This is a genomic window from Mycobacterium sp. E3198 (assembly GCF_001667015.1).
Classification (GTDB): Bacteria; Actinomycetota; Actinomycetes; order Mycobacteriales; family Mycobacteriaceae; genus Mycobacterium.
The window spans coordinates 1-22,904 of sequence record NZ_LZIS01000168.1; the positions used below are offsets into that span (position 1 = coordinate 1).

Here is a 22,904-nt window from a genome sequence, read left to right on the forward strand (position 1 = left end):
TGTTCCGGCCAGCCTTCGATGCTGGGAAACACCGATTCCGGTGCGTAGCGGGTGATCTGCGACATCAGCTGCGCGAGTTTGGGCGAATCGGCCGCCACGTTGATCGCCCGGTGAAACTCGTGATTGAGGCGGACGGTCCTCTCGTCGTCGGCGCCGGCATAGGCCTCTTCGAGCTCCGCCTGGATCTGTTTGAGCTCGCGCAGCTGGTCGTCGGTGATGTTGACTGCGGCCCGCGCGGCGAGTTCCCCGCCGACGTAACCCTGCACGTTCGCGACGTCGGCGACGTCGCGCCCGGTCACCGGCAACACCACGAAGCCGCGGTGCGGCTGCTGGGCGATCAACCCCTCGGCGCGCAGCGCGAACAGCGCCTCACGCACCGGCGTGACGCTGATACCCAGCTCCGCGGCCAGTTGGTCCAGCCGGACGTAGGACCCCGCGGCGTAAACCCCATCGAAGATCCTCGTGCGGATCAGGCGCGCGACATCGTCGGAAAGTTGTGTCCGCGCAGCGAAATCCGGAACGGTCATCGCGTCACACCTGATACTCGGCGAGCAGTCGCTTGCTGATGATCGACTTCTGGATTTCACTGGTCCCCTCGCCGATGAGCAGGAACGGGGCGTCGCGCATCAGCCGTTCGATCTCGTATTCCTTGGAGTAGCCGTAGCCGCCGTGGATCCGGAAGCTCTGCTGGGTAACCTCCGAACAGTATTCGCTGGCAAGGTATTTGGCCATGCCGGCGGCGACGTCGTTGCGCTCACCGGAATCCTTCAACCGCGCCGCATTCACCATCATGAGGTGCGCCGCTTCCACCTTGGTCGCCATCTCGGCCAACTGGAACGCGATGGCCTGATGCTCGGCGATGGGCTTGCCGAAGGTGTGCCGCTGCTGGGCGTAGCGCACCGCGAGCTCGAAGGCGCGGAGGCCGATACCGCACGCCCGGGCCGAGACGTTGACCCGGCCGACTTCGATGCCGTCCATCATCTGGAAGAAGCCCTGGCCCGGCGTGCCGCCGAGGACGTCGTCGGCGCTGGCCTGGTAGCCGTCGAAGACGAGCTCGGTGGTGTCGATTCCCTTGTAGCCCAGCTTGTCGATCTTGCCGGGTATCACCAGACCGGGCACGACTTCGCCGAAGCCGGTTGGCTTTTCGACCAGGAACGCGGTGAGGTTGCGGTGCGGCTTGTCGGCGCCCTCGTCGGTGCGCACCAGCACGGCGATGAGCGTCGAACTGCCGCCGTTGGTCAGCCACATCTTCTGCCCGTTGATGGTGTAGTCGCCATCCGGCTTGCGCGCCGCCCGTGTCCGGATCGCGGCGACGTCGGAACCCAGCTCCGGTTCGGACATGGAGAACGCGCCGCGGGACTCGCCGGTCGCCATCCGCGGCAGGAACCGCTGCTTCTGCGCATCGGTGCCGTGCTGGCGCAGCATGTACGCCACGATGAAATGCGTGTTGAGCACCCCGGATACGCTCATCCACCCGCGCGCCAGCTCCTCGACGCACAGCGCGTAGGTCAACAGCGACTCCCCCAGCCCGCCGTACTCCTGGGGAATCATCAGCCCGAACAGGCCCATGTCGCGCATCTGGTCGACGATGTGCTGCGGGTAGGTGTCGCCGCGTTCCAGTTCCGGCGCGTTCGGGATGACCTCCTTGTCGACGAATTGGCGCACCGCGGCGATGATCTCGGTCTGGAACTCGGTGAGGCCGAGGGTCTGGGCGAGCTTGGTCATGCGCTGACTCCTCCTATCGTCTGCGCGCCCGTCAGGCGCGCGATGTCGGCGGCCGAAAGCCCCAGGCGCTCGGCGAGCAGGTCGGCGGTGTCCTGTCCCAACGCGGGCGCCGGCGCGCCGGCGGGATGGGCGCCGTCGAACGCGGCCGGCAAGCCCGGGGCGAAGTACTCCCCGACACCGGGCTGGTTCAGCCGGGAGAACAGCGGATTGGCGGTCACCTTCGGGCCCGCCGCGACGTCGGCGAAGGTGCCGTAGCGCTCGAACAACACGGTGGTGCCCGCCAGCGCGGCGGTGATCTCGTCGGCGGTGTGGTCGGCGAACCAGGTGGCAAACAGCCCCGACAGCGCGTCGCGGTAGCGGTAGCGGTCGCCCTCCGCGCCGAAGTCCACGCCCAGCGCGCCCTCGAGGGCCGACACCGCGGCGCCCGTGCCGGTCACGTCGACGAGGTCGCGAAAGTGCCTGCGCGTCAAGGTGACAACCATGAATGCGGCGCCGTCGCGGCTGGCGAAGTCCTGGCCGTACTGGCCGTAGATGGCGTTGCCGAGCCGCTGCCGTTGCGTCCCGTTGACCTGAGGCTCGGTCAGCAGCCCGAGATTTCCCGCCGTGGCCAGCGCCACGTCCTCCAGCGCCAGGCTGACGCGTGCCCCAACGCCCTCCCTGTCCCGCCGGCGGACGGCGGCGACGACGGCGAGCGCCGCGTACAGGCCGCAGCACACGTCCCAGGCCGGCAGCACGTGGTTGATCGGGCCGGCATGCCCGGCCGGGCCGGTGACGAGCGGGTACCCGACACCGGCGTTGACGGTGTAATCCACCGCGGTGGAACCGTCGCCGCGGCCCAGCAGCTGGACGTGGATGACGTCGGAACGCTTTGCGGCCAGCACCTCATGGCTCAGCCAGGACAGGCCGGCGGCGTTGGTGACGACGACGCCGTCGCCCTCGACGATGAGGCGCTGGACCAGCTTCTGGCCCTCGGCCGAGCGCAGATCGATGGTGGCCGAACGCTTTCCCTTGTTCAGTCCGGTCCAGTAGATCGACGCGCCGCCCGCGGCCAGTGGCCAGCGCTGGACGTCGGAGGCCCCGCCGATCGGGTCGACGCGGATCACCTGCGCGCCAAGCTGGCCCAGCGTCATGCCGCACAGCGGCGCGGCAACGAAGCTGGACACCTCGACGACGGTGAGGCCGCTCAACGGGCCGGTCATGCCGGGGCGACTCGTTCGAAGACCGCGGCGAGCCCCTGGCCGCCGCCGATGCACATCGTCTCCAGCCCGTAGCGCGCCTCGCGGCGGCCCAGTTCGCGCGCCAGGGTGGCCAGCATCCTGCCGCCGGTCGCCCCGACGGGATGCCCCAGCGAGATTCCGGACCCGTGCACGTTGGTGCGGTCGTGGTCGGCGGCGCCGAAGTTCCACTCCCGCATCACCGCGAGCGCCTGCGCGGCGAAGGCTTCGTTGAGCTCGATGAGTTCCATGTCGGACAGCCGCAGGCCCGCCTTGGCGAGCGCGGCCTCGGTAGCGGGGACCGGGCCGATGCCCATGATGTTGGGCGCCACACCGGCCGACGCCCAGGACACCAGGCGGACCAACGGTGTCAGCCCGCATTCGGCCGCCTTCTCGGGCGTGGTCACCACGCACATCGACGCGGCGTCGTTCTGCCCGCTGGCGTTGCCGGCCGTGACGGTTGCCTCCGGATCCTCGCCCAGCAGAACGGGTTTGAGCCTGCTCAGCGACTCCACCGAGGTGTCGGCCCGCGGGTGCTCGTCGGTGTCGATCAGCTCCTCGCCCTGGCGGGTGCGCACCGCCACCGGGATGATCTCCTCGGCCATCAGGCCGTCCTTCTGCGCGGCGACCGCGCGCTGGTGCGAGCGCACCGCGAGCTCGTCCTGCTCGAGACGCGAGATGCCGTACTGGCGGCGCAGGTTCTCGGCGGTCTCCAGCATCCCGCCCGGCACCGGGTAGTGCTTGCCGCCGGCGGTGGTGCGCCCGCGGGCCAGACCGTCGTGCACCCGAATGCCGCCCCGCGCGCCGCCCCACCGCATGTCGGTCGAATAAAAGGCGACGTTGCTCATGCTTTCGCAGCCCCCGGCGATGACGAGGTCGTCGTCGCCGTTGCCGACCTGCAGGCACGCCTGGATCAGCGCCTGCAGGCCCGACCCGCAGCGCCGATCGACCTGCATCCCCGGAACCGTCACCGGCAGGCCGGAATCCAACGCGACGACGCGCCCGATCGCGGGCGCCTCGCTGCTGGGATAACAGTGTCCGAGGATGACGTCCCCGACCGCCTCGGGCGAAATCCCGGTCCGCTCGAGCAGCCCCTTGAGGGCGGCCACTCCGAGATCGACGGCGGTCAGCGACTTGAACATTCCGCCGTAGCGGCCGATCGGCGTGCGGACGGGCTCACAGATGACGGTCTCGCGCATGGCCACTCCTCGGTTCAGATGTGCCGGCCGCCGGTGACTTCCATCACGGTGCCGGTCATGTAGGAGGACAGATCGGAAGCGAGGAACAGGGCGACGCCGGCGACTTCGCTGGGCTCGCCGGCGCGGCCCATCGGGATCTCGGCCACCTTCTCGTCCCAAATGCGTTGCGGCATGGCCTCCGTCATGGCCGAGCGAATCAGCCCAGGGGCGATCGCGTTGACCCGGACGCCCAGGTAAGCAAGCTCTTTGGCCGCCGCCTTGGTCATCCCCACGATCCCGGCCTTAGCCGCCGAATAATTGGTCTGGCCGATCATGCCGACCTTGCCCGACACCGACGACATGTTCACGATGGCGCCGCGCTTGTTGTCGCGCATGACCGCCGCGGCCAGCCGGGTGCCGTTCCACGTCCCCTTCAGATGCACGTCGATGACCTGATCGAACTGCTCCTCGGTCATCTTGCGCATCGTCGCGTCGCGGGTGATCCCGGCGTTGTTGACCATGATGTCGAGGCCGCCGAAACGCTCGATGGCGGTCTGGATCAGGGCTTCGACATCGGCCGCCTGCGTCACGTTGCAGCGCACCGCCACCGCGACGTCGCTGCCGCCCAGCTCCTTGGCCGCGACTTCCGTCGCCTCCAGGTTCACATCACCGAGCACCACCCGCGCGCCCTCGGCAACGAATCGCTGCGCGATGGCGAAGCCCAGCCCCTGGGCACCTCCTGTGACGACGGCCGTCTGACCGTTCAGCAACGACACCTGAATCACGCCTCCTTTGGGTTCGCTTCCGCCGTGGGGTACCCGACGGTCGAATATCATATTTCATATAGGATCGCCTCCGAGCGCCGGGTGGGGAAACCCGGGCGATTGAGTGCCACAGAGGAGCGTCCGCCATGACCACCGCCGAAGCCCAGGAAGTGCCCGACGACGACTTCCGGGATATCCTTGCCCAGACCCGCCACTTCGTGCGCACCACAGTGGTGCCGCGCGAGCAGGAGATCCTGGCCGACGACCGGGTGCCGGACGACCTGCGCGACCAGGCCAAGAAGATGGGCCTGTTCGGGTACGCGATCCCGCAACGGTGGGGCGGCCTGGGCCTGAACCTCGTCCAAGACGTCGAGCTGGCAATGGAATTGGGCTACACCTCGCTGGCGGTGCGGTCGATGTTCGGCACCAACAACGGCATCGCCGGGCAGGTTCTCGTCGGCTTCGGCACCGACGGGCAGAAGCGGCGCTGGCTGGAGTCGATGGCGTCCGGTGAGGTCGTCGCCTCGTTCGCGCTGACCGAGCCCGGCGCCGGATCGAATCCGGCCGGCCTGCGGACCAAGGCCGTCCGCGACGGCGATCAGTGGGTGATCTCCGGCGACAAGCGCTTCATCACCAACGCACCGGTCGCCAACCTTTTCGTGGTGTTCGCGCGCACCAGGCCCGCCGACGACCAGGGCCCCGGCATCGCCGTGTTTTTGGTGCCGGCGGACGCCGCGGGCGTCCAGGTAGGCGCCAAGGACGCGAAGATGGGCCAGGAGGGCGCGTGGACCGCCGATGTCGGCTTCAACGACGTCCGCGTCGGGAGCGACGCGCTGATCGGCGGCAGCGAGGACATCGGCTACCGCGCGGCGATGACCTCCCTGGCGCGCGGCCGGGTCCACATCGCCGCGCTCGCGGTGGGCGCCGCCCAGCGCGCGCTCGACGAATCCGTGGCCTACGCCGCCACCGCGACCCAGGGCGGGACGCCGATCGGCGGCTTTCAGTTGGTGCAGGCGATGCTCGCCGATCAGCAGACCGGGGTGCTCGCCGGTCGCGCACTGGTCCGCGACGCCGCGCGGCAGTGGGTCACCAATTCCGATCGCAGGGTCGCGCCGTCGGCGGCCAAGCTGTTCTGCACCGAAATGGCCGGCAAGGTCGCCGATCTCGCGGTGCAGATCCACGGCGGCAGCGGCTACATGCACGGCGTCCCCGTCGAGCGCATCTACCGCGACGTGCGCCTGCTGCGGCTGTACGAGGGCACCAGCGAGATCCAGCGCCTGATCATCGGGTCGAACCTGGTCAAGGCGGCGCAGCGATGAGCGCCCGGCTCGAGGGACGAGTCGCGTTCATCACCGGGGCGGCGCGCGGCCAGGGCCGGGCGCACGCCGTCCGGATGGCCCGCGAGGGCGCCGACATCATCGCCGTCGACATCGCCGGCAAGCTCCCGTCGTGCGTGCCCTACGACTCCGCCACGCCCGACGACCTCGCCGAGACCGTCCGCCTGGTCGAAGAGACCGGCCGTCGAATCCTGGCCACCGCGACCGACGTTCGTGACTTCGACGGCCTTCGCCGGGTGGTGGACGACGGCGTCGCCGCGCTGGGCCGCCTGGACATCATCGTCGCCAACGCCGGCATCTCGGTGCCCCAGGCGTGGAACGAGATCACGCCCGAGAACTTCGGCGACGTGATGGAGATCAACGTGACCGGCACCTGGAACACCGTGATGGCCGGCGCCGAGCGGATCATCGAGGGCGGCCGCGGCGGCTCGATCATCCTGATCAGTTCCGCGGCCGGCATGAAGCTGCAGCCGTTCATGGTGCACTACACCACCAGCAAACACGCCGTCGCCGGGATGGCGCGCGCGTTCGCCGCCGAGTTGGGCAAGCACTCGATCCGGGTCAACAGCGTGCACCCGGGACCGGTGAACACGCCGATGGGATCCGGCGACATGGTGGCGGCGGTGGGCAGGGCCATGGAAACCAACCCGCAGCTGGCCAACATGCTCACGCCATTCCTGCCCAAGTGGGCCGCCGAGCCGGAGGAGGTGGCCGACGCGGTGTGCTGGCTGGCCAGCGACGAATCGCGCAACATCACCGCCGCCCAGATCCCGGTGGACCAGGGCTCGACGCAGTACTGATCGGCGTACCAGGGAATAGCCGTCGCGGTCCGGCGTTCGTAGTGCGCATGAGGAGTTTCAGCGAAGCCGAACGTCAGGAGTTTCTCGCCGCCACGCACGTCGGGGTGCTGTCCGTCGCCGCCGACGGCCGGCCGCCGGCCAGCGTCCCGATCTGGTACGACTACACGCCCGGCGGCAACATCCGGATCATGACAGGGACGTCGAGTCGCAAGGCCAGGCTCATCCAGCGGGCCGGCGCGGTGACGCTGGTGGTCCAGCGCGAGGAGCCCCCGTACCAGTACGTGGTGGTCGAGGGCACCGTCGTCGACAGCACCACGCCGGCCCCGGCGGACGTGCAGGAAGCCATCGCCATCCGCTACCTCGGCGAGGAGGGCGGCCGCGCGTTCGTCCGCAGCATGGAGGGCGTCGAGGAGGTGCTCTTCACCATCCGGCCGGACAAGTGGATGTCCGCCGATTTCACCGGCGACCTCTAAGCGCGGAAATCTACGCGCATACGCGGATGTTTTGCCGCATGCGATGAGCGCATGCTGGCTAACATGAGCGACATCGATCCGCGGGCGGAAATGCCGCCGCTGGACTGGAGCGAGCTGGGCACAAGCGAAGCCATGAACGCGCCTCTGCCGACCGGCACAGTCACTCTGCTCTTGGCCGACGTCCAAGGTTCGACGCAGTTGTGGGAGGCCCAGCCCGCGGAGATGACGGTGGCGATCGCCAACCTCGATCGAATGCTTGCCGATTTGGTGGCGGTCCATAGCGGCGTCCGCCCGCTCGAGCAGGGTGAGGGCGACAGCTTCGTCATCGCATTCAGCCGAGCGTCCGACGCGGTGACCTGCGCGCTCGCGTTGCAACGCGCGCCATTGGCGCCATTGCGACTACGGATCGGCGTGCACACCGGCGAGGTGCAGCTGCGCGACGAGAACAACTATGTGGGGCCGGCCATCAACCGGACCGCGCGGCTCCGCGACCTCGCCCATGGCGGCCAGACGGTGTTGTCGGGAACCACCAGCGACCTGGTTGCCGACACACTTACAGACGGCGCGTGGCTGAGCGATCTCGGCACCCATGCCCTGCGCGACCTGCCCCGTCCGGAGCGCGTTGTGCAACTGTGCCATCCCGACCTGTGCAACGAGTTCCCCCCGCGTCGAAAGCGCGAGGCTGCTGTCGCCCAACACTTTCCGGCCCAGCTCACCAGCTTCGTGGGCCGAGAGGCGGAGATGGGCGAGGTGCGCGAAATCGTTGTGCGCAACAAGTTGGTGACGCTGACCGGCGCCGGCGGCGTGGGCAAGACCCGGCTGGCGATACAGGTCGCAGCCTTGCTCGCGAGTGATTTTGCCGACGGGGCTTGGTATGTCGACCTGGCTCCCCTCACCGACCCCGAACTGGTGCCGATTGCCACCGCACGGTCTTTGGGGCTGCCGGATCAGCCGGGGAGTTCCCCGGAGAAGAGCCTGCTGCAGTTCATCGGTGACCGGCAGATGCTGGTGGTGCTCGACAACTGCGAGCATCTCCTGGACGCCAGCGCAGACCTCACCGGCGCGTTGTTGGGCGGGTGTCCCCGGCTGACGGTGCTGAGCACGAGCCGCGAGCCGATCGGCATCAGCGGCGAAGTGACCTGGCGGGTGCCGTCCCTGTCGCTTGCCGACGACGCGGTCCGGCTGTTCTTCGACCGTGCCGCGCGGGCGCGGCCCGGTTTTACCGTCAATGACGACAATTCGGCCGCGGTGCACGAGATTTGCCATCGCCTCGATGGCATGCCGCTGGCGATAGAACTGGCCGCGGCGCGGGTACGCGCGTTGTCGCCCAACGAGATTCTCGCCGGCCTGCAGGACCGGTTCCGATTGCTGACCGGCGGGTCGCGAACCGCGGTGCGCCGCCAGCAGACGCTGCGGGCCTCGGTCGACTGGTCGCACGCCCTGTTGACCGACCCCGAGCGGATCCTGTTCCGCAGGCTCGGCGTCTTCATGGGCGGGTTCGACCTCGAGGCCTGCCGAGAAGTGGTTTGCGACAACGACCTAGCGCCGCACCAGGTGCTGGATGTGCTGGCCCTGTTAGTCGACAAGTCGCTGGTAATCGCCGAATCGGCCAGCGGGACAACGCGTTACCGGCTGCTCGAAACCATCCGCCAGTACGCACAGGAGAAACTCGGTGAGTCCGCGGAGGTCGTCGCGGTCCGGGACCGGCATCGCGACTACTACGCGGCGATAGCGGCGGCGCTCGACGCGCCGGTCAACACCAGCCTCAACCTCTTGCTCGACCGGGTCGAGGCCGAGATAGACAACCTCCGAGCCGCCTTCTCATGGAGCCGCGAGATTTTCGACGTCGACGGCGCGTTGCTGCTCGCCACGTCGCTGCAACCCCTATGGCTGACGCGGGGCTGTTTCACGGAAGGGTCGAACTGGCTCGACCTCGGCCTGGCGGACGTCGAAACCTCAGGGGCTGACGTCACACCGAGGGCGATGGCGCGCGCTCTGGCCGACAAGGCGTACCTAGACAACATGCGGACAGCGGAAAGCTCGGACCGAGCGCAACGCGCGCTCGAAATAGCCCGCGGACTAGATGATCCGGCGTTGCTGGCGCGGACTCTCGCGGCCTGCGGCCGCGTCGCTGGCTGGGACTCCGAGAAGGCTCAGCCGTACCTCTCGGAGGCGTCCAACCTGGCGCGTGAACTGGGCGACCGATGGCGACTGAGCCAAATCCTTTACTTTCAGGCATTCACGGCGACATCCGGGGCAGGTGATCTCAGCGCCACGATTGCGGCCGCCACGGAGGGTCGCGACCTCGCCTACGAAATCGGAGACCACGGCTATTCTCGAGGATGCCGTTGGTGTTTGAGCGGAGCGCATTCGGTCCGTGGCGATATCGGCGGAGCCGAGGCGCTACTGCGCGAGCTGATCACCGAATCAGACGCGGCCCATGCGCTGATATTCCAAGTCTCGGCGCGGTCTGGGCTGTGCCATGTGCTCGCGAGCAGCGGACGCGGCAACGAGGGGCGTGCTGTCGCCCTCGAAGCACTCGACGGCGCCGCCGAGCTCGGAAGGTACATGGAAGGCGTTCTTTATGCAGCGTTGGCCTTTGCGGCGTTGGCCGACGGTGATGTCGAGATGGCAACGGCCGCTTGCGACACCGCCCGCCAGCGGTTGGACGGCTGGGCCTGGCTCGCTAGCACGGTCACCAAGCCTGGGGCCCAGGTCGCGTTGGCGCGTGGCGAACTGGCCTTGGCGCGTCGCCTCGTGGACGAGGACGTTTCCGCTGCACGCGGTTGGTTCGTGGCCCACGCGTTGACCACACGAACGCGCATTTCGATGGCGGAAGGCGAACTGGGACAGGCCGAGCGCGACGCCCACGACGCGTTGGCCCGTGCCGCCGAAATGAGTGCTCACCTGTTCATTCCTGACCTGCTGGAGCTTCTCGCCATTCTTGCCCATCGCGCGGGAAGCCATTCCGAAGCGGCCAGGCTTTTTGGCGCAGCGCACGCCGTCGGGCAGCGCACCGGTATCGTCCGCTTCCGGGTTTACGACGCCGAGTACGAGGCATCGGTGGATGAAACCCGAAAAGCTTTGACGGAAGAAGAGTTTCGTGCCGCCTGGGACGCGGGCGCGGGCCTGTCCACCGAGGAAGCGATCGCATATGCGCGCCGCGGGCGTGGCGAACGCAAGCGGCCGCCCACCGGTTGGGACTCGCTGACCCCGACCGAGCGACACGTCGTCCGGCTCGTCAGCGAGGGACTGGGCAACAAGGACGTCGGCGACCGGCTGTTCATGTCGGCACGCACCGTGCAGACGCACCTCACCCACGTGTACGCCAAACTTGGGCTCACCTCACGCATGCAACTGGCGCACGAAGCGGCCCGCCGATCAGTGTTCGATTAGTTCCAGCGTCCCCAGCTCGCGGATGGCCCGGCAGCCGCGGCTGAGCATGGCCAGCACCATGTCGTCGCCGCGCTCGGTGGCGGCCGCGAACGCGAAACCGAGCGCCGAGATCAGCGGCGCCTGCAACACGCCGAGCCGGTAATCACGCCAGCAGGCTACGCGGTCGTAGTCGGAGACCCCGGAGTGCGACAGCTCCTGGTGATAGGCGGCGACGAGGTCCTCTTCGATGGTTGCCCGCAGTTGCGGATTCAGGCTGGTCGCGGTGAAGTAGGCGAGGTCCCTGGCCGGCAGGCCCACGCCGAGGGTCTGCCAGTCGACCACGCTGACCCGCGTCCGGTCCGGGTCGAACAGCATGTTGTCCAGCCGATAGTCGCCGTGCAGCAGGGCGAAGCGGTCGTATTCGGCCAGCAGCCACGGCGCCACCAAACCCATTGCCACACTGAAGGTATCGCGATCCTCGGCGGTCATGCGATCGCCCAGCTTCTCGAGCGTGATGTCGGCGCTCATCTTCGCCACCTCGCCCATGCCGTTGGCCCCGGCCTCGTCCGGCCGCCCGAAGCCGATGCCCTCGAAATCCAGCCAGACCGGATCGCACCAGCTGGGCGCGTGCAGGCCGGCCAGCGCGGTCACCGCGAGGTGCGCCTCGGCTTCGCCGCAACCGGCGAGCTGATCACCCTGCACCGCCGGCGCCTGGTCGGCGAGCAGCAACGCGAAATCCATTGCATCCTCACTGATCTCGCAGTAGAAGCACTCCGGCGTCGGCACGCGCACCCGGTCGGCCACCGACGAATAGAACGCGCATTCGCTGCGATAGCCGATGACGACGCGGTCCCGAACGGTGTCGTCCTGGGCCGGCAGCTTGATCACGAACGTCTGGGGCAGGCCGCCCGGATCCGTCGCGTAGCCGGCGGTCACTCGGTAGGTCGCGCCGGTCTGTCCGGTGCCGATGGCGGCCACCTCGACGCCGGAGACCTCGACGGGTGTGCCGCGCCCCGACAAGGCCGCCGAAAGCCATTCGGGGGTCACGTCGCCGGGGTACCGGGGAATCGACACGACAGCACTCATAAGCACGCCTCCAGGTACTCCAGACGGTCGACCGACCGCCTAACTGTAAGGCATACGGCAAGCGCCGCGGTCGGCGCTGCCGATTACTCGGCGGCGATCCGCCATTCGGCGGCATCGTGCTGCTGCCGCCAGAATTCGCCGAAGCGCCCGCCCGCGGCGAGCAGTTCGTCGACCGTGCCGTCCTCGACCACTCGCCCGTCGTCCAGGAACAGCACCCGGTCGGCGTGCCGGATGCTGGCCAGGCGGTGGGCGACGATCACCCGGGTGCGCGCCCGCGGGTCGGCGGTGAGAGCGTCGACCACCGCCGCCTCGTTCTCGGTGTCCAGGGCGCTGGTCGCCTCGTCGACCAGCAGGATCGGCGCGGCCTTGAGCAAGGCGCGCGCGATGCTGACCCGTTGTCGTTCGCCGCCGGACAGGGTCGACCCGGCCTCGCCGACGATCGTGTCGGCGCCGTCGGGCAGCCGGGCGGTGAGTTCGTCGACCCGCGCCAGCGCGACCGCCCGCTCGAACTGCGCGTCGCCGGCGGCCGGGTCTCCAGCGAAGACGTTGTCGCGGATGGTGCCGTGGAACAGGTATGGGTGCTGGAACACGACGCTGGCGGCCGCGCGCCGCGCCTCGGCATCGAGCGTCGCCGCGTCCACGCCGTCGATGAGCACGCGGCCGCGAGTCGGCTCGTGCAGGCCGGCGATCAGCGCCAGGACCGTGCTCTTGCCCGAGCCGGAGGGGCCGACGATCGCCGTGGCGCTGCCGGGTCGCAACGCGAAGCTCACGCCGTCGAGCACCGGCGAGGTGGAATCGCAATAGGCGAAGGTGACGTCGTCGAACTCGATGCGCGGCGCCGACGCGCCGTCGGGCAGCGTCGCGGCGCCGGCCTTCATCACCGGCGCGGTGAGCACGCACCGGATGCGGTCCAGCGTCGCGCGGGTGCTCTCCAGCGCCGGGGCCAGCTCACTGATGGTGGTGAAAGGCTCGAGGTAGCGGGCGATCACGACGATCAACGCGATGGCCTCCGGCACCGTGAGCGTGCCGCCGATCGTCAGCGCCGTCGTCGCCCCTGCCAGCAGGATGAGGGCCAGCTGGCTGGCCAGGCTGAACAGCAGCTGGCCGGGCACCTGCATGGACAGCAACCGCATCGTCGCGCCGCGCTGCGAGGCGAGCGCGTCGCCGACCAGGCTGCGGGCCGGCTCGGCGCGGCGCGCGGCGCGCAACGCCTGCTGGGTGCGGGCGAACTCGATGATGCGCTCGGTGAGCGCGGTGTTGGCCGCGGCGGCGGCGCCGTCGGCGCGGCGTGCGAGCCGCGCGGAGGCCCACAGCGCGCCCAGCAGCAGCGGCACGCCGCCCAGGGCGGCCGCGCCGAGCTGCCAGGACACTCCCAGCAGGGCCAGTGCGATCGCCGCCGGCAGCAGGATCGCGGTGGCCAGCGGCGTCAGCAGGTTGACCACCAGGCCGACGAGTTCGGGTCCCGTCGCGGCGATCGCTTGCCGCGCGGTCGCGGTGTGCTCGGCGGTGAACCAGTCGAGCCGGACGTCCGGAAGCCGGTCCGCGACGTCGTGCTGGCTGTGATCGAGCACGGCGAAGCCCAGGTCGAAGCCGAGGCGCGCGGTCGCGGTGTCGATCACCCACCCCGCCAGGGTCGCGACAGTGAGCCAGCCCAGCCACACCGGCGCGCGGTGCGGCGCGTCGAACAGCGCACCCACCAGCGGCACCAGCAGCACGGTCGCCACCGCCCGCACCGCCACCGAGGCTAAGGCGAGCGCGGTGTAGGCGGTCAGCTTGCCGCGTAGCTCCGGTGGGACGAGCCCGATCCACGTCCTGATCATCGCGCCGCCTCCGGGGCGGCCGCCGCCGGAACCCGGCCGGTGTCCCACAGCCGCCGGTAGCGCCCGTCCGCGGCGAGCAACTCGTCGTGCGTGCCTCGTTCGGCGATCCGGCCGTGATCGAGCACCACGATCTGGTCGGCCTGGGTGATGGTGTGCAGCCGATGGGCGATGACCAGCACGGTGCGGTCCCGGGTGAGCCGGTTGAGCGCTTGTTGCACAAGGTATTCCGATTCCGGATCGGCGAACGCCGTCGCCTCGTCGAGGATCAGCACTGGGGTGTCGGCGAGGATGGCGCGGGCGATGGTGAGCCGCTGGCGTTCCCCGCCGGACAGCCCGGCGCCGGCGCCGAGCACGGTGTCGTAGGCCTCCGGCAGTCGCATGATGCGGTCGTGGATTTGCGCCTGGCGCGTGGCGGCCTCGATTCGTTCGGCGGTGGCGTCCGGCGCGGCCAACGCGATGTTCTGCGCGACGGTGCCGTGCACGAGTTGCGTCTCCTGCAGCACGAAACCGACGCGCGTGTAGAGCTCGTCCGCTGTCAGTGCTCGAATATCCTGCCCGCCAACGCGTATCGCGCCCCGTTCGACGTCGTGGAACCGGGCGAGCAGCGCGGCCAGGGTCGACTTCCCGGAGCCCGACGGGCCGACGAGCGCGGTGACGGTGCCGGGCCGCAGCGTCAGCGACACGTCCTGGATCACCGGGACGCCGGGGCGGTAGCCGAAGCCGACCCGATCGAACACCACAGTCGCCCCAGGGTCGGCACTGGGCGATTCGCCCTGTCGCACTTCGAGTTCGGGCTCGTCGAGGGCGTTCTGCAGCCGTCGGGCCGCCAGCGTCCCGGCGCGGATGCCACCGAGCCCGTAGGCGATGCCGAGCAGGCGCGCGCCGAAGGTGGTGCCCAGCAACAGAAACGGCAGCAGGTTGACCGGATCCATCCGGCCGGTGACAACCAGCAGGGTGCCCGTGAGCGCGATGAGCCACAGGAACGTCGCGGGCCGGGTGACCAGATCCATCAGCGTCTTCTTCCCGGCGAGGGGACGCTGCCAGGCCACCAGGAAGCCGACGTAATCGTCGAGGCGGCGGCGGAAGCTGGACGCGGCGGCGCCACCGAAGACGCGAATCACCGGCTGCCCCTCGAGGTATGCGCCGGCCTCCCCGCTCATCCTTTCCGCCCAGCGCTGCGATTGCGGGATGCGCGGGCCGGACTGGATGGTGATCGACGACGTCAGCACCAGGTAGACGACAACGGGCACGAACAGGACCAGCGCCACCCGCCAGTCGACGACGAACAGATACACGAGCACCGACACCGGGGCGACGACCGCGGCGACGGCGTCCGGGATGGCGTGGGTGACCAGATAGTGCAGGGACAGCGTGTCGTCCTGCAGCAGCTGCTTGATCGACCCCGATCCGCGGGCGGTGAACCAGCCCAGCGGCAACCGCGACAGCTTGGTCAAAAGCCGTGTGCGCAAGTCGTTTGCGAACCGCGCGTCGATCACGTGCAGCCACAGCGTCAGGCCGGCGCCCAGGACGGTACCGGCGCCCAGCAGCGTGACGGCCGCGATGCCCACCGTCCACAGCCGCGACGCCCCGGCGCCCGCCACCAAGAGCCGGGCCAGCTCGACCAGGAGCACGAACGGCGCCAGCTGCAGCAGCGTGATCACGGCCTGCAGCACGCCGGAGAGGATCAGCGCCGGCCGCAGCGGCGCGAGCAATCGACCCGCCGCCTGGGCGCGCCAGCTGCCCTTGGGGGGCGCCGGTTGCGGTGCTTCGGATTGTGGCGCAACGCTTTCCGGCTCGTCACCACGGCTGGTGCCCATCGCCCGTCCGGCGCTCCAGTAGGCCTGGGCGTGGATTTCGGACTTGGGGAACCCGAACTCGTCGCGCAGCCGGGTCCGCACATGCTTGAGCGTGGTGGCCTCGGGCGTGGCCCACGCATACCAGTTCGACCAGTCCCGGCTCTCGATCGCCGCGGCCAGCGACCTTTCGTCGCGGCGCGCCACCCAATGCACCCGCAGGCGGGGGTGGTGCGCGAGCGGGATGAGCGTGTCGTTGTCGTCGTGCTGCTCGAGGTACACCTCGATCGGGACGTCGTCGGGGACGGTGCCGACGATGCCATTGATCCCGGGGATCGACGCCGAGTCGCCGATCAGCAGATAGCCGGCCGGTTGCTCCTCGGGCGCGTCGAAACGCGACGAGCCCATCAGGGACATGACCGCGATGGTCGCGCCGGGCACCACGGTGCGCGCCCACGACGACGCCGGACCCGCCGGCTCGTGCAGCACGACGTCGACCGCGAAGCGGCCCGCGGCGACGTCCGCCTCGGAAATCGTGTACGCGCGCTGGAATTCGGTGCCCGACCCGTCGGGATCGGGGAACCAGAACCGCAGCCACGCCGCGGGTTCGGCCTCCGCATCCTCGAACAGGGTGGGTGACTCCATCCGAATTTGCACGAAATGCGGAGCTAGGCGGACGGTTTCGATCACGGTCGCGACGTGGTCGCGGGCGCCGAAACTGCGCAGCATCACGCCCTGGAAGCCACGCGCCATCAGCGGTCCTGCCCGGGGACGCGTTCGGCCCGGCCGCCCCGACGAGACGCAACCGACTGCATTCAGCACCCTCCAGTAGGTAAGTTACCCACAAACTAAGGGTTGCCTTACCAAAGGTCAACTCGGGTGCTAGGCGGCTTGCCCGGACCCCTCGGCGCGTCGAGATCGACGAAACCGTGAGCTCTACTCGAACTGTTTCGCGCTGCCGTCGATCTGGGTGAGTCTGTTGGTCAAACTCGGGTGCCGGCTATGCCGCCTGGCCAGCCCCCCGCAACTCGCGCAGGGCCGTGCGCAGGCCGCGCCGTTTGCCTGTGGCGGGATCGACGAAGCTTTCGCGCAGCCCCTCACGGACGCGGAACTTCAGCTCCGAGCGGGTCTCGCGGGCGTCGTCGGGCGTCGCCTGCAGGAGCTTGTCCGGCAGCGCGAGTTTGAGGATTGTCCAGAACGTCTGCAGGTATTGGCGGCCAAGGGATCCGGTGGTGTACGGCAGGTCGTACTTGTCGCACAGCTCGCGCACCCGCACGGCGATCTCCGCGTAGCGATTGCTGGGCAGGTCCGGGAACAGGTGGTGCTCGATCTGGTAGCACAGGTTGCCGCTCATGAACGCCATCAGCGGCCCGGCGTTGAAGTTGGCCGATCCGAGCATCTGGCGCAGGTACCACTCCCCCTGCGTCTCGTTCTCGAACTCCTCGACCGTGAACTTCTCCGCGCCGTCGGGGAAGTGGCCGCAGAAGATCACCATGTAGGCCCAAATGTTGCGGATCAGGTTGGCGGTCATGTTCGCCTTGAAGGTGCGCTTCCAGTTGGGCCCGCTCAGTGCCGGGAAGATCAGGTAGTCCTTGCCCTCCTGCCTGACGACCTTTTTCATGATCACCCGCAGGTCCTTGGCCGCCTCGGCATAGCTCTTCTCCTTCTTGCGCAGCTTGGCCGTCTCGATGTGGTGCAACGCGACGCCGTACTGGAAGAACGTGCCCAGCAGCATGTTGTAGATCGGGTTGCCGAGCATCCACGGTTCCCACGGCTCGTCACGAGTGACGCGCATGATGCCGTAGCCCACGTCGGCGTCGAGGCCGACGACGTTCGTGTACTTGTGGTGGACGAAGTTGTGGGAATGCTTCCACTGGGCGGCGGGGCAGGTGGTGTCCCACTCCCATTCCGTGGAGTGGATCTCCGGATCGTTCATCCAGTCCCACTGGCCGTGAATGATGTTGTGCCCCAACTCCATGTTCTCGATGATTTTCGCCGACGCGAGCATCGCCGTGCCGGTGAGCCACGCCAGCTTGTTGTGGCTGGCGAACAACACGATGCGCGCGCCGGCGGCCAGGGCACGCTGCAGCTGCACGGAGCGGCGAATGTAACGAGCGTCGCGTTCGCCGCGGGACTCCTCGATGTCGGCGCGGATCGCGTCCAGTTCCTGCGCGAGCTGCTCGACGTCTTCGGTGGTCAGGTGCGCGTATTCCTTGATGTCGGTGATTGCCATCGGTTTTCCCCTAGATTTTGATGGTGCAGTTGCCGGATGCCGTGGAGATGCAGGTCTGGATGCGGTCACCCGCGCCGTGTTCGGTCCCGGACCGGAAGTCGCGCACGTGGCCCTCCTCCAGCGGGAGCACGCAGGTCTGGCAGATGCCCATCCGGCATCCGAACGGCATCTGGATGCCCACCTTTTCGCCGGCTTCCATAATCGATGTGGCGCCGTCGATTTCGATGGTCTTGTCCGAGATGGCGAAGGTGACGGTGCCGCCTTCGCCGCCCTTGTCCGTGGCGGCGATGGTGAAGCGCTCCATGTGCAGTTGATCGCTGCAGTCCGCGTCTTTCCATACCTCTTCGACGGCGTCCAGCAGGGCCGACGGGCCGCATACCCAGGTCGGGCGGTCCTGCCAGTCGCCGACGATGTCGCCCAGCCGCTCGAATTCGAGGTGACCCTCAGTTTCGGTGAGCTGCAAATGAAGTCGATACCCGGGCTGAGTATCTTCCAGCTCCCGCAGCTCGTCGTGGAATATCACGTCGTCCGCGCTGGGCGCCGAGTGGATGTGCACGATGTCGGCCTGTTGGCCGCGCGACTTGAGGGTGCGCAGCATGGCCATCACCGGGGTGATGCCGCTGCCGGCGGTGATGAACAGGATCTTGGCCGGCGGCGGGTCGGGCAACGCGAACTCTCCCTTGGGGGATTGCAGCCGCACGACGGTGCCCGGTTTGACGCCGTTGACGAGGTGGGTTGAGAGGAATCCCTCCGGCGTGGCCTTGACGGTGATCGTGATGTTCTTGTTGTCGCGGCGCGGGATCGACGTCAACGAATAAGAGCGCCAGTGCCATCGCCCGTCGACCCGCAGGCCGATGCCGACGTACTGCCCCGGCTGGTATTTGCCCGAGAAGCCCCAGCCGGGCTTGATCGTGACGGTCGCGGAGTCGGCCGTCTCGGGCCGCACGTCGACGATGAGGCCGCGCAACTCCCGCGCCGACCACAGCGGGTTGAGCAGCTTGAGGTAGTCATCGGGCAGCAACGGGGTGGTCGCGCGGGCGGCCAATCCACGCGGCACATTGACCCAGGACCTGGCGGTCTGCACGCCCTTCGCGGGCGCGGTGCTCCAGCGGGTGAGGCTGCGAAGCGGAGAAACCATAAGTCACCCCAGCGGTTTCATCGATTTGCCGTGAGCCGGTCGACTCACGCTTCCCCTTCGGCTTCCCCACCGCCACGTTCGATAAACACATGTTCTCTGAACGTCGGGGCGGCGCCATCCAGACCGGCGCTGCCTGCGCCTAAGGCTTCTCGGCAGCTGGGCCGGCATTCGACACGAGATCAATCGGTGTATACCGAACCGCAGCGCTATCGGTCGGCGTCCAGAGAAAGGTCGGCCTCGGACTCTTTTCGCTTGTCGTCGGCCAGCCGGCGGTCGTCGCCGGCGGCTTGACGGTGCCGGACCGCAGACTCGCGGTGTCGGTCCGTATCCGAGACTCCTTGCGCCACCGTCGCGTCTTGCACCGACGCAAGTCGTTGGTGAGACTGCGCGGATGCCGCGATGCTTCGGGCGGCCGAGAGCCCCGCGTGCGCGGCGCGTTCGCGTGCCTCTGCAGCCCTGCTTTCTGCAAGTTCCACGTCTTCCTGGCTGAGGGCTTGCTCGGACGGCTCCTGTCCGGTGGCCATGGCGCCTCCTGTCGGTGCGGCGTTCCCGGGTACTGGCGCGTGCCCGCAAATCAGGGGGGCCAAACGTGGGTCTGGGGCCGGCGAGAGCGTCAGGCCCGTTCGGGCCCAGCCCTATCGCAGCCGCCGCCCGGCACCTTATTCTCTCGTAACTTGTGCCGTTCACCCGATTCACCCGGATGTGGTGACGACCCGATTAGAGGTAGCGAATGTCGTATCTGGCGGTGGCCCCGGAGTTCCTCAGTTCGGCGGCAACGGATTTGTCGGCGATCGGCTCGGCGGTGACCGCTGCACATACCGCGGCGGCGGCCCCGACCGCGGGGGTGGTGGCCGCGGCGGATGACGAGGTGTCGGCGGCGGTCGCGTCCCTGTTTTCCAGCCACGGCCGGGAGTTTCAGGCGGTCAGCGCTCAGGCGGCGGCGTTTCACGCCCAGTTCGTGCAGGCGCTGAGCGCTGCCGGCGGCGGGTATGGGGCCGCCGAGGCGGCCAACGTGGCTCCGTTGCGGACCCTCGAAGAAGCAGCCGCGGGCATTCAGTCGTTCTCGCCTTGGCGGACCCTGACGGGGCGGCCGCTGTTCGGCGATGGCACCAACGGGGCGCCGGGGACGGGGCAGGCCGGTGGGCCGGGTGGCTGGCTATTCGGCAATGGCGGCAATGGCGGGTCGGGCGCAGCGGGGCAGAACGGTGGGCCCGGCGGGTCGGCCTTCTTGTTCGGCAACGGCGGCGCCGGCGGGGCAGGCGGTATTGGCACGTCCGGTGACCACGGCGACGACTCGGGCAACACCTCACTCTTGTTGGCGCAGCTGCGCGACGTCCCCGACGAACGGCGCGGCGCGGCGTTCGTGTCGGCCTGCGCGCTGGTGTCGCCGTCCGGCGAGGTGGTCGTCCGCGGCGAGTGGCCCGGCACCATCGCGCGCGAGGCCCGTGGCGAGGGCGGGTTCGGCTACGACCCGGTGTTCCTTCCCCGCGGCGAGGACCGCACGGCGGCGCAACTCAGCCCGGCGGAAAAGGATGCGGTGTCGCACCGCGGCCGCGCGCTGGCGCTGTTGGTGCCGGCGCTGCGGGAATTGGTGGCACCGCGGGCGTGAAGCTGGCCGCACGTTCGGCCTCGAGCGTGAAGCTGGGCGCACGCTCGAGCGCCTACAGCCCGAAGCGCGCCTTGACGTCCCTGGTCTGGAAGTGCTCGACGATGATGCCCAGCAGCGGGATGGTGCCCGACAGCAGCACCCCGATCGTCTTGCCGATCGGCCAGCGGACCTTGATCGCGAGGTTGAACGCGGCCAGCACGTAGACGAAGTACACCCAGCCGTGCACGACCTCGATCCACCGGATCTCATGGTGGAAAACCAGATGCGAGACGATCTCGTAGCACAGCGCGATGAGCCACAGACCCGTCGTCCAGGCCATGATCCGGTAGCCGAGCAACGCGCTGCGGATCTTGTCGACGGGGAAGGCGGGCGCCGGCGCCCCGGGCGTCTCGGGTGTGGTCATGCGGTGGTCCTGTTCTGCTTCTCGGCATCTTGTTTGGCGAGCTCGGCCAGGTAAGCGTTGTACTCCCGCAGCGCGGGGTCGTCGAGCGGCGGCTGCACCGGCTTGGGCCGCTCGGGCAGCAGGCCGGCGGGGATCTCGGTCATCTCGCCGCTTGGGTGCGGCTCCGGCGGCGCGTCTTCGTAGCGCACGAACTTGCGGTACGCGTACACGCAGAACCAGGCGAACAGCGGCCACTGCAGCGCATAGCCCAGGTTCTGGAACGTGCCCGAGACCGACTGGAACCGGGTCCACTGCCACCAACCCAGCGCGAGGCAGCCGCACGCCGCGACGATCACCAAGGCGATCAGCGCGGGCCTGCGACGGCGGGTAGTTGGCACCCCTTGAAGGTACCGCTCAGGATTTGGGACCGACGAATTCGTCGAGGCCGCGCGGTACGATCGCCACGCCGCGGGCGTGATGGAATGGCAGACATGATGGCTTTAGGTGCCATTGCTCGAAAGAGCGTGAGGGTTCGAATCCCTCCGCCCGCACCGATGTTCGCGACCGAACGAGGCCGCCACCGGTGCTTGTCGGGTGCTATTGGCTCTGGCCGCCGTTGCCGCCCGTGGCGGTGCCGTCCAAGGCGCTCATGACATAGGCGCTGCCGCCGCCACCACCACCGCCTGAGCCAAAGACCAGCGCAACGCTGCCGCCGTGGCCACCGGTGCCGCCACCGACTCCGGCGCCGCCGTTGCCGGGAGCGCCAAAGCTGAACGCAGTGCCGCCGGCGCCACCGGTGCCGCCGCCGATGGTGGTCGCCGCGCCCCCGTTGCCGCCGGTGCCGCCGGCGCTCAAGACGCCATCGCCGCCGCCGCCGCCACCGCCGCCTGCGGCATCGACGGCGGAGGCGGCCGTCCCGGCGACCGTTGCGCCGGTGCCGCCAAAGCCGCCGGTGTTGGGGCCGCCAAGCCCGCTTTCGCCCGTGCCGCCGGTGGCACCGGTGATCGTGGTGGCGCCGACGTTGACGGCGGCACCGCCGCCGCCACCGCCGCCGTCACCGCCAAGCGTCACCGAATTGGGGCCGCCGCCGAGACCGCCGCCGCCACCGGTGCTGGTGACGTCGAGGCTCCTGCTGGGATCGATGATTTCGGCGCCGCCCCCTTTGCCTCCGGCTCCGCCGCTACCGCCGTGGATGCCGGCGCCGCCGGCGCCACCGCCGCCGCCCCCGCCACCGGCGATGGCGCCGCTGGCATTCGTGGTGAGGACGCCGTCGCCGCCGTTGCCGCCGGTGCCGCCGGTCCCACCGGTGCCACCGGTGCCGCCGGTGCCGCCGGTTCCCCCGGTTCCCCCGACGGCGCCGGCGAAGCTCGCCATACCGCCATCGCCGCCGGTGCCGCCGTGGCCGCCGGTGCCCAAGGCGCTGCCGGCGCCTCCGGAGCCGCCGTTGCCGCCGTTGCCGTTGTCGGCACCGGCGATGGTGGCCGTGCCGCCGGTGCCGGCATTGCCGCCGCTGCCGCCGTTGAGGCCGGTCCCGCCGGTGCCGCCGTCGCCTCCGGTGCCGCCGACGGCGCCGGCAAAGCCCGTGGCGCCGCCGTCGCCGCCGGTGCCGCCGTTGCCGCCGCTACCGTTGGCGCCGCTGCTGCCGCCGGCCGCGCCGGCGCCGCTACCGCCGGCCCCGCCGTTACCGCCCACACCACCGGCGCCGCCGTTGCCGGCGTCGCCGGTGCCGCCCATCCCGCCATGACCGCCGTCGCCGCCCAGGCCGCCGGCCCCACCTCCGCCCAACAGGCCTCCGGTCCCGCCGGCCCCACCCACGCCGCCGTCGCCGCCGTTGCCGCCGGTCGCGCTGGCGCCGCCGGTCCCGCCGCTACCGCCGGTTCCGCCGGTCCCGCCCGCCCCGCCGGCAGGTCGAAGATCACGGCGCCCGGCACGATGGGCACCACGCCCCCGTCCAGGCTCACGCCGCGTTCGTGTTCC

General features: G+C 69.4%; 17 protein-coding genes, 1 tRNA gene and 3 pseudogenes. 7 read left to right on the plus strand and 14 right to left on the minus strand.

The genetic code is table 11. The features are described 5' to 3' along the window. From A5673_RS18440 to fabG, 5 genes are all read right to left on the minus strand, one after another. On the minus strand, positions 1–527 hold a 527-nt coding region (locus A5673_RS18440), incomplete at its 3' end, for a GntR family transcriptional regulator (protein WP_068235446.1). Between the two features lie 4 nt (positions 528–531). Beyond that, entirely contained in the window at positions 532–1,725 is a 1,194-nt protein-coding gene (locus A5673_RS18445) for an acyl-CoA dehydrogenase family protein (RefSeq protein WP_068235449.1), read from the minus strand. Next, complete coding sequence (locus A5673_RS18450) at positions 1,722–2,924, minus strand: CoA transferase (protein ID WP_068235452.1); 1,203 nt, start codon at positions 2,922–2,924, stop codon at positions 1,722–1,724. The genes A5673_RS18445 and A5673_RS18450 overlap by 4 nt, the downstream gene beginning before the upstream one ends. Next, complete coding sequence (locus A5673_RS18455; protein ID WP_068235496.1) at positions 2,921–4,138, minus strand: acetyl-CoA C-acetyltransferase; 1,218 nt, start codon at positions 4,136–4,138, stop codon at positions 2,921–2,923. The genes A5673_RS18450 and A5673_RS18455 overlap by 4 nt, the downstream gene beginning before the upstream one ends. 14 nt (positions 4,139–4,152) lie before the next feature. Then, positions 4,153–4,902 (minus strand): 3-oxoacyl-ACP reductase FabG, encoded by a 750-nt coding sequence (fabG, locus tag A5673_RS18460; RefSeq protein WP_068235455.1) that lies wholly within the window; start codon positions 4,900–4,902, stop codon positions 4,153–4,155. A 125-nt stretch (positions 4,903–5,027) separates the two neighbouring features. On the opposite strand from fabG, the gene A5673_RS18465 reads away from it, so the two are divergent. The 4 genes from A5673_RS18465 to A5673_RS18480 are packed head-to-tail and all read left to right on the plus strand — an operon-like array spanning position 5,028 to position 10,887. Continuing rightward, positions 5,028–6,200 carry an acyl-CoA dehydrogenase family protein gene (locus A5673_RS18465; protein WP_068235458.1) on the plus strand — a complete coding sequence of 391 codons (1,173 nt, stop codon included), beginning with the start codon at positions 5,028–5,030 and terminating at the stop codon, positions 6,198–6,200. After that, positions 6,197–7,018, plus strand: a complete 822-nt coding sequence (locus A5673_RS18470; protein WP_068235461.1) for a mycofactocin-coupled SDR family oxidoreductase — start codon at positions 6,197–6,199, stop codon at positions 7,016–7,018. Before A5673_RS18465 ends, A5673_RS18470 begins: the two co-directional genes overlap by 4 nt. Before the next feature lie 47 nt (positions 7,019–7,065). Further along, entirely contained in the window at positions 7,066–7,491 is a 426-nt protein-coding gene (locus tag A5673_RS18475; RefSeq protein ID WP_068235464.1) for a pyridoxamine 5'-phosphate oxidase family protein, read from the plus strand. 51 nt (positions 7,492–7,542) lie between these two features. After that, entirely contained in the window at positions 7,543–10,887 is a 3,345-nt protein-coding gene (locus tag A5673_RS18480; protein ID WP_197518420.1) for a LuxR C-terminal-related transcriptional regulator, read from the plus strand. Here the strand turns inward: A5673_RS18480 and A5673_RS18485 are convergent. The 6 genes from A5673_RS18485 to A5673_RS18510 all read right to left on the minus strand — a co-directional run bounded on the left by A5673_RS18485 (position 10,873) and on the right by A5673_RS18510 (position 19,460). After that, the gene (locus A5673_RS18485; RefSeq protein ID WP_068235467.1) at positions 10,873–11,952 is read right to left on the minus strand and encodes a phosphotransferase family protein; all 1,080 of its coding nucleotides are present in this window, start codon (positions 11,950–11,952) and stop codon (positions 10,873–10,875) included. The two genes, A5673_RS18480 and A5673_RS18485, sit on opposite strands and share 15 nt — an antisense overlap. An 83-nt stretch (positions 11,953–12,035) precedes the next feature. Next, positions 12,036–13,772, minus strand: coding sequence for an ABC transporter ATP-binding protein (locus A5673_RS18490; RefSeq protein WP_068235501.1), 1,737 nt, complete (start codon positions 13,770–13,772; stop codon positions 12,036–12,038). After that, positions 13,769–16,318, minus strand: coding sequence for an ABC transporter ATP-binding protein/permease (locus A5673_RS18495; protein ID WP_068235470.1), 2,550 nt, complete (start codon positions 16,316–16,318; stop codon positions 13,769–13,771). The genes A5673_RS18490 and A5673_RS18495 overlap by 4 nt, the downstream gene beginning before the upstream one ends. 247 nt (positions 16,319–16,565) lie before the next feature. Then, entirely contained in the window at positions 16,566–17,798 is a 1,233-nt protein-coding gene (locus A5673_RS18500; RefSeq protein ID WP_068235473.1) for a fatty acid desaturase, read from the minus strand. Between the two features lie 10 nt (positions 17,799–17,808). Further along, entirely contained in the window at positions 17,809–18,936 is a 1,128-nt protein-coding gene (locus A5673_RS18505; protein ID WP_068235477.1) for a ferredoxin reductase, read from the minus strand. Between the two features lie 206 nt (positions 18,937–19,142). Then, complete coding sequence (locus A5673_RS18510) at positions 19,143–19,460, minus strand: hypothetical protein (RefSeq protein ID WP_068235480.1); 318 nt, start codon at positions 19,458–19,460, stop codon at positions 19,143–19,145. 206 nt (positions 19,461–19,666) lie between these two features. On the opposite strand from A5673_RS18510, the pseudogene A5673_RS30655 reads away from it, so the two are divergent. Both A5673_RS30655 and A5673_RS29620 read left to right on the plus strand, forming a co-directional pair. Beyond that, positions 19,667–20,176 (plus strand): annotated as a pseudogene (locus tag A5673_RS30655) (PE family protein); the annotation flags it as partial. Between the two features lie 33 nt (positions 20,177–20,209). Continuing rightward, a pseudogene (locus tag A5673_RS29620) lies at positions 20,210–20,545 on the plus strand (non-canonical purine NTP pyrophosphatase); the annotation flags it as partial. A 52-nt stretch (positions 20,546–20,597) separates the two neighbouring features. On the opposite strand, the gene A5673_RS18520 reads toward A5673_RS29620, so the two are convergent. Continuing rightward, the gene (locus A5673_RS18520; RefSeq protein ID WP_068235486.1) at positions 20,598–20,948 is read right to left on the minus strand and encodes a DUF3817 domain-containing protein; all 351 of its coding nucleotides are present in this window, start codon (positions 20,946–20,948) and stop codon (positions 20,598–20,600) included. Continuing rightward, positions 20,945–21,325 (minus strand): hypothetical protein, encoded by a 381-nt coding sequence (locus A5673_RS18525; protein WP_082958828.1) that lies wholly within the window; start codon positions 21,323–21,325, stop codon positions 20,945–20,947. Before A5673_RS18525 ends, A5673_RS18520 begins: the two co-directional genes overlap by 4 nt. 70 nt (positions 21,326–21,395) lie before the next feature. Between A5673_RS18525 and A5673_RS18530 the strand changes: the two genes are divergently transcribed. Further along, positions 21,396–21,478 (plus strand) — tRNA-Leu (locus tag A5673_RS18530). Positions 21,479–21,524: 46 nt separating this feature from the next. Here the strand turns inward: A5673_RS18530 and A5673_RS29625 are convergent. After that, positions 21,525–22,904, minus strand: a pseudogene (locus A5673_RS29625) (PE family protein); the annotation flags it as partial.

What these genes read in the sequence shown, in the direction of transcription:
- A5673_RS18500 (WP_068235473.1), bottom strand. Translation starts at nt 17,798, where the DNA reads ATGGCAATCACCGACATCAAGGAATACGCGCACCTGACCACCGAAGAC.
- A5673_RS18510 (WP_068235480.1), bottom strand. Translation starts at nt 19,460, where the DNA reads ATGGCCACCGGACAGGAGCCGTCCGAGCAAGCCCTCAGCCAGGAAGAC.
- A5673_RS18450 (WP_068235452.1), bottom strand. Translation starts at nt 2,924, where the DNA reads ATGACCGGCCCGTTGAGCGGCCTCACCGTCGTCGAGGTGTCCAGCTTC.
- A5673_RS18505 (WP_068235477.1), bottom strand. Translation starts at nt 18,936, where the DNA reads ATGGTTTCTCCGCTTCGCAGCCTCACCCGCTGGAGCACCGCGCCCGCG.
- A5673_RS18480 (WP_197518420.1), top strand. Translation starts at nt 7,543, where the DNA reads ATGCTGGCTAACATGAGCGACATCGATCCGCGGGCGGAAATGCCGCCG.
- A5673_RS18475 (WP_068235464.1), top strand. Translation starts at nt 7,066, where the DNA reads ATGAGGAGTTTCAGCGAAGCCGAACGTCAGGAGTTTCTCGCCGCCACG.
- A5673_RS18485 (WP_068235467.1), bottom strand. Translation starts at nt 11,952, where the DNA reads ATGAGTGCTGTCGTGTCGATTCCCCGGTACCCCGGCGACGTGACCCCC.
- A5673_RS18455 (WP_068235496.1), bottom strand. Translation starts at nt 4,138, where the DNA reads ATGCGCGAGACCGTCATCTGTGAGCCCGTCCGCACGCCGATCGGCCGC.
- A5673_RS18520 (WP_068235486.1), bottom strand. Translation starts at nt 20,948, where the DNA reads ATGACCACACCCGAGACGCCCGGGGCGCCGGCGCCCGCCTTCCCCGTC.
- A5673_RS18470 (WP_068235461.1), top strand. Translation starts at nt 6,197, where the DNA reads ATGAGCGCCCGGCTCGAGGGACGAGTCGCGTTCATCACCGGGGCGGCG.
- A5673_RS18490 (WP_068235501.1), bottom strand. Translation starts at nt 13,772, where the DNA reads ATGATCAGGACGTGGATCGGGCTCGTCCCACCGGAGCTACGCGGCAAG.
- A5673_RS18495 (WP_068235470.1), bottom strand. Translation starts at nt 16,318, where the DNA reads ATGGCGCGTGGCTTCCAGGGCGTGATGCTGCGCAGTTTCGGCGCCCGC.
- A5673_RS18445 (WP_068235449.1), bottom strand. Translation starts at nt 1,725, where the DNA reads ATGACCAAGCTCGCCCAGACCCTCGGCCTCACCGAGTTCCAGACCGAG.
- A5673_RS18465 (WP_068235458.1), top strand. Translation starts at nt 5,028, where the DNA reads ATGACCACCGCCGAAGCCCAGGAAGTGCCCGACGACGACTTCCGGGAT.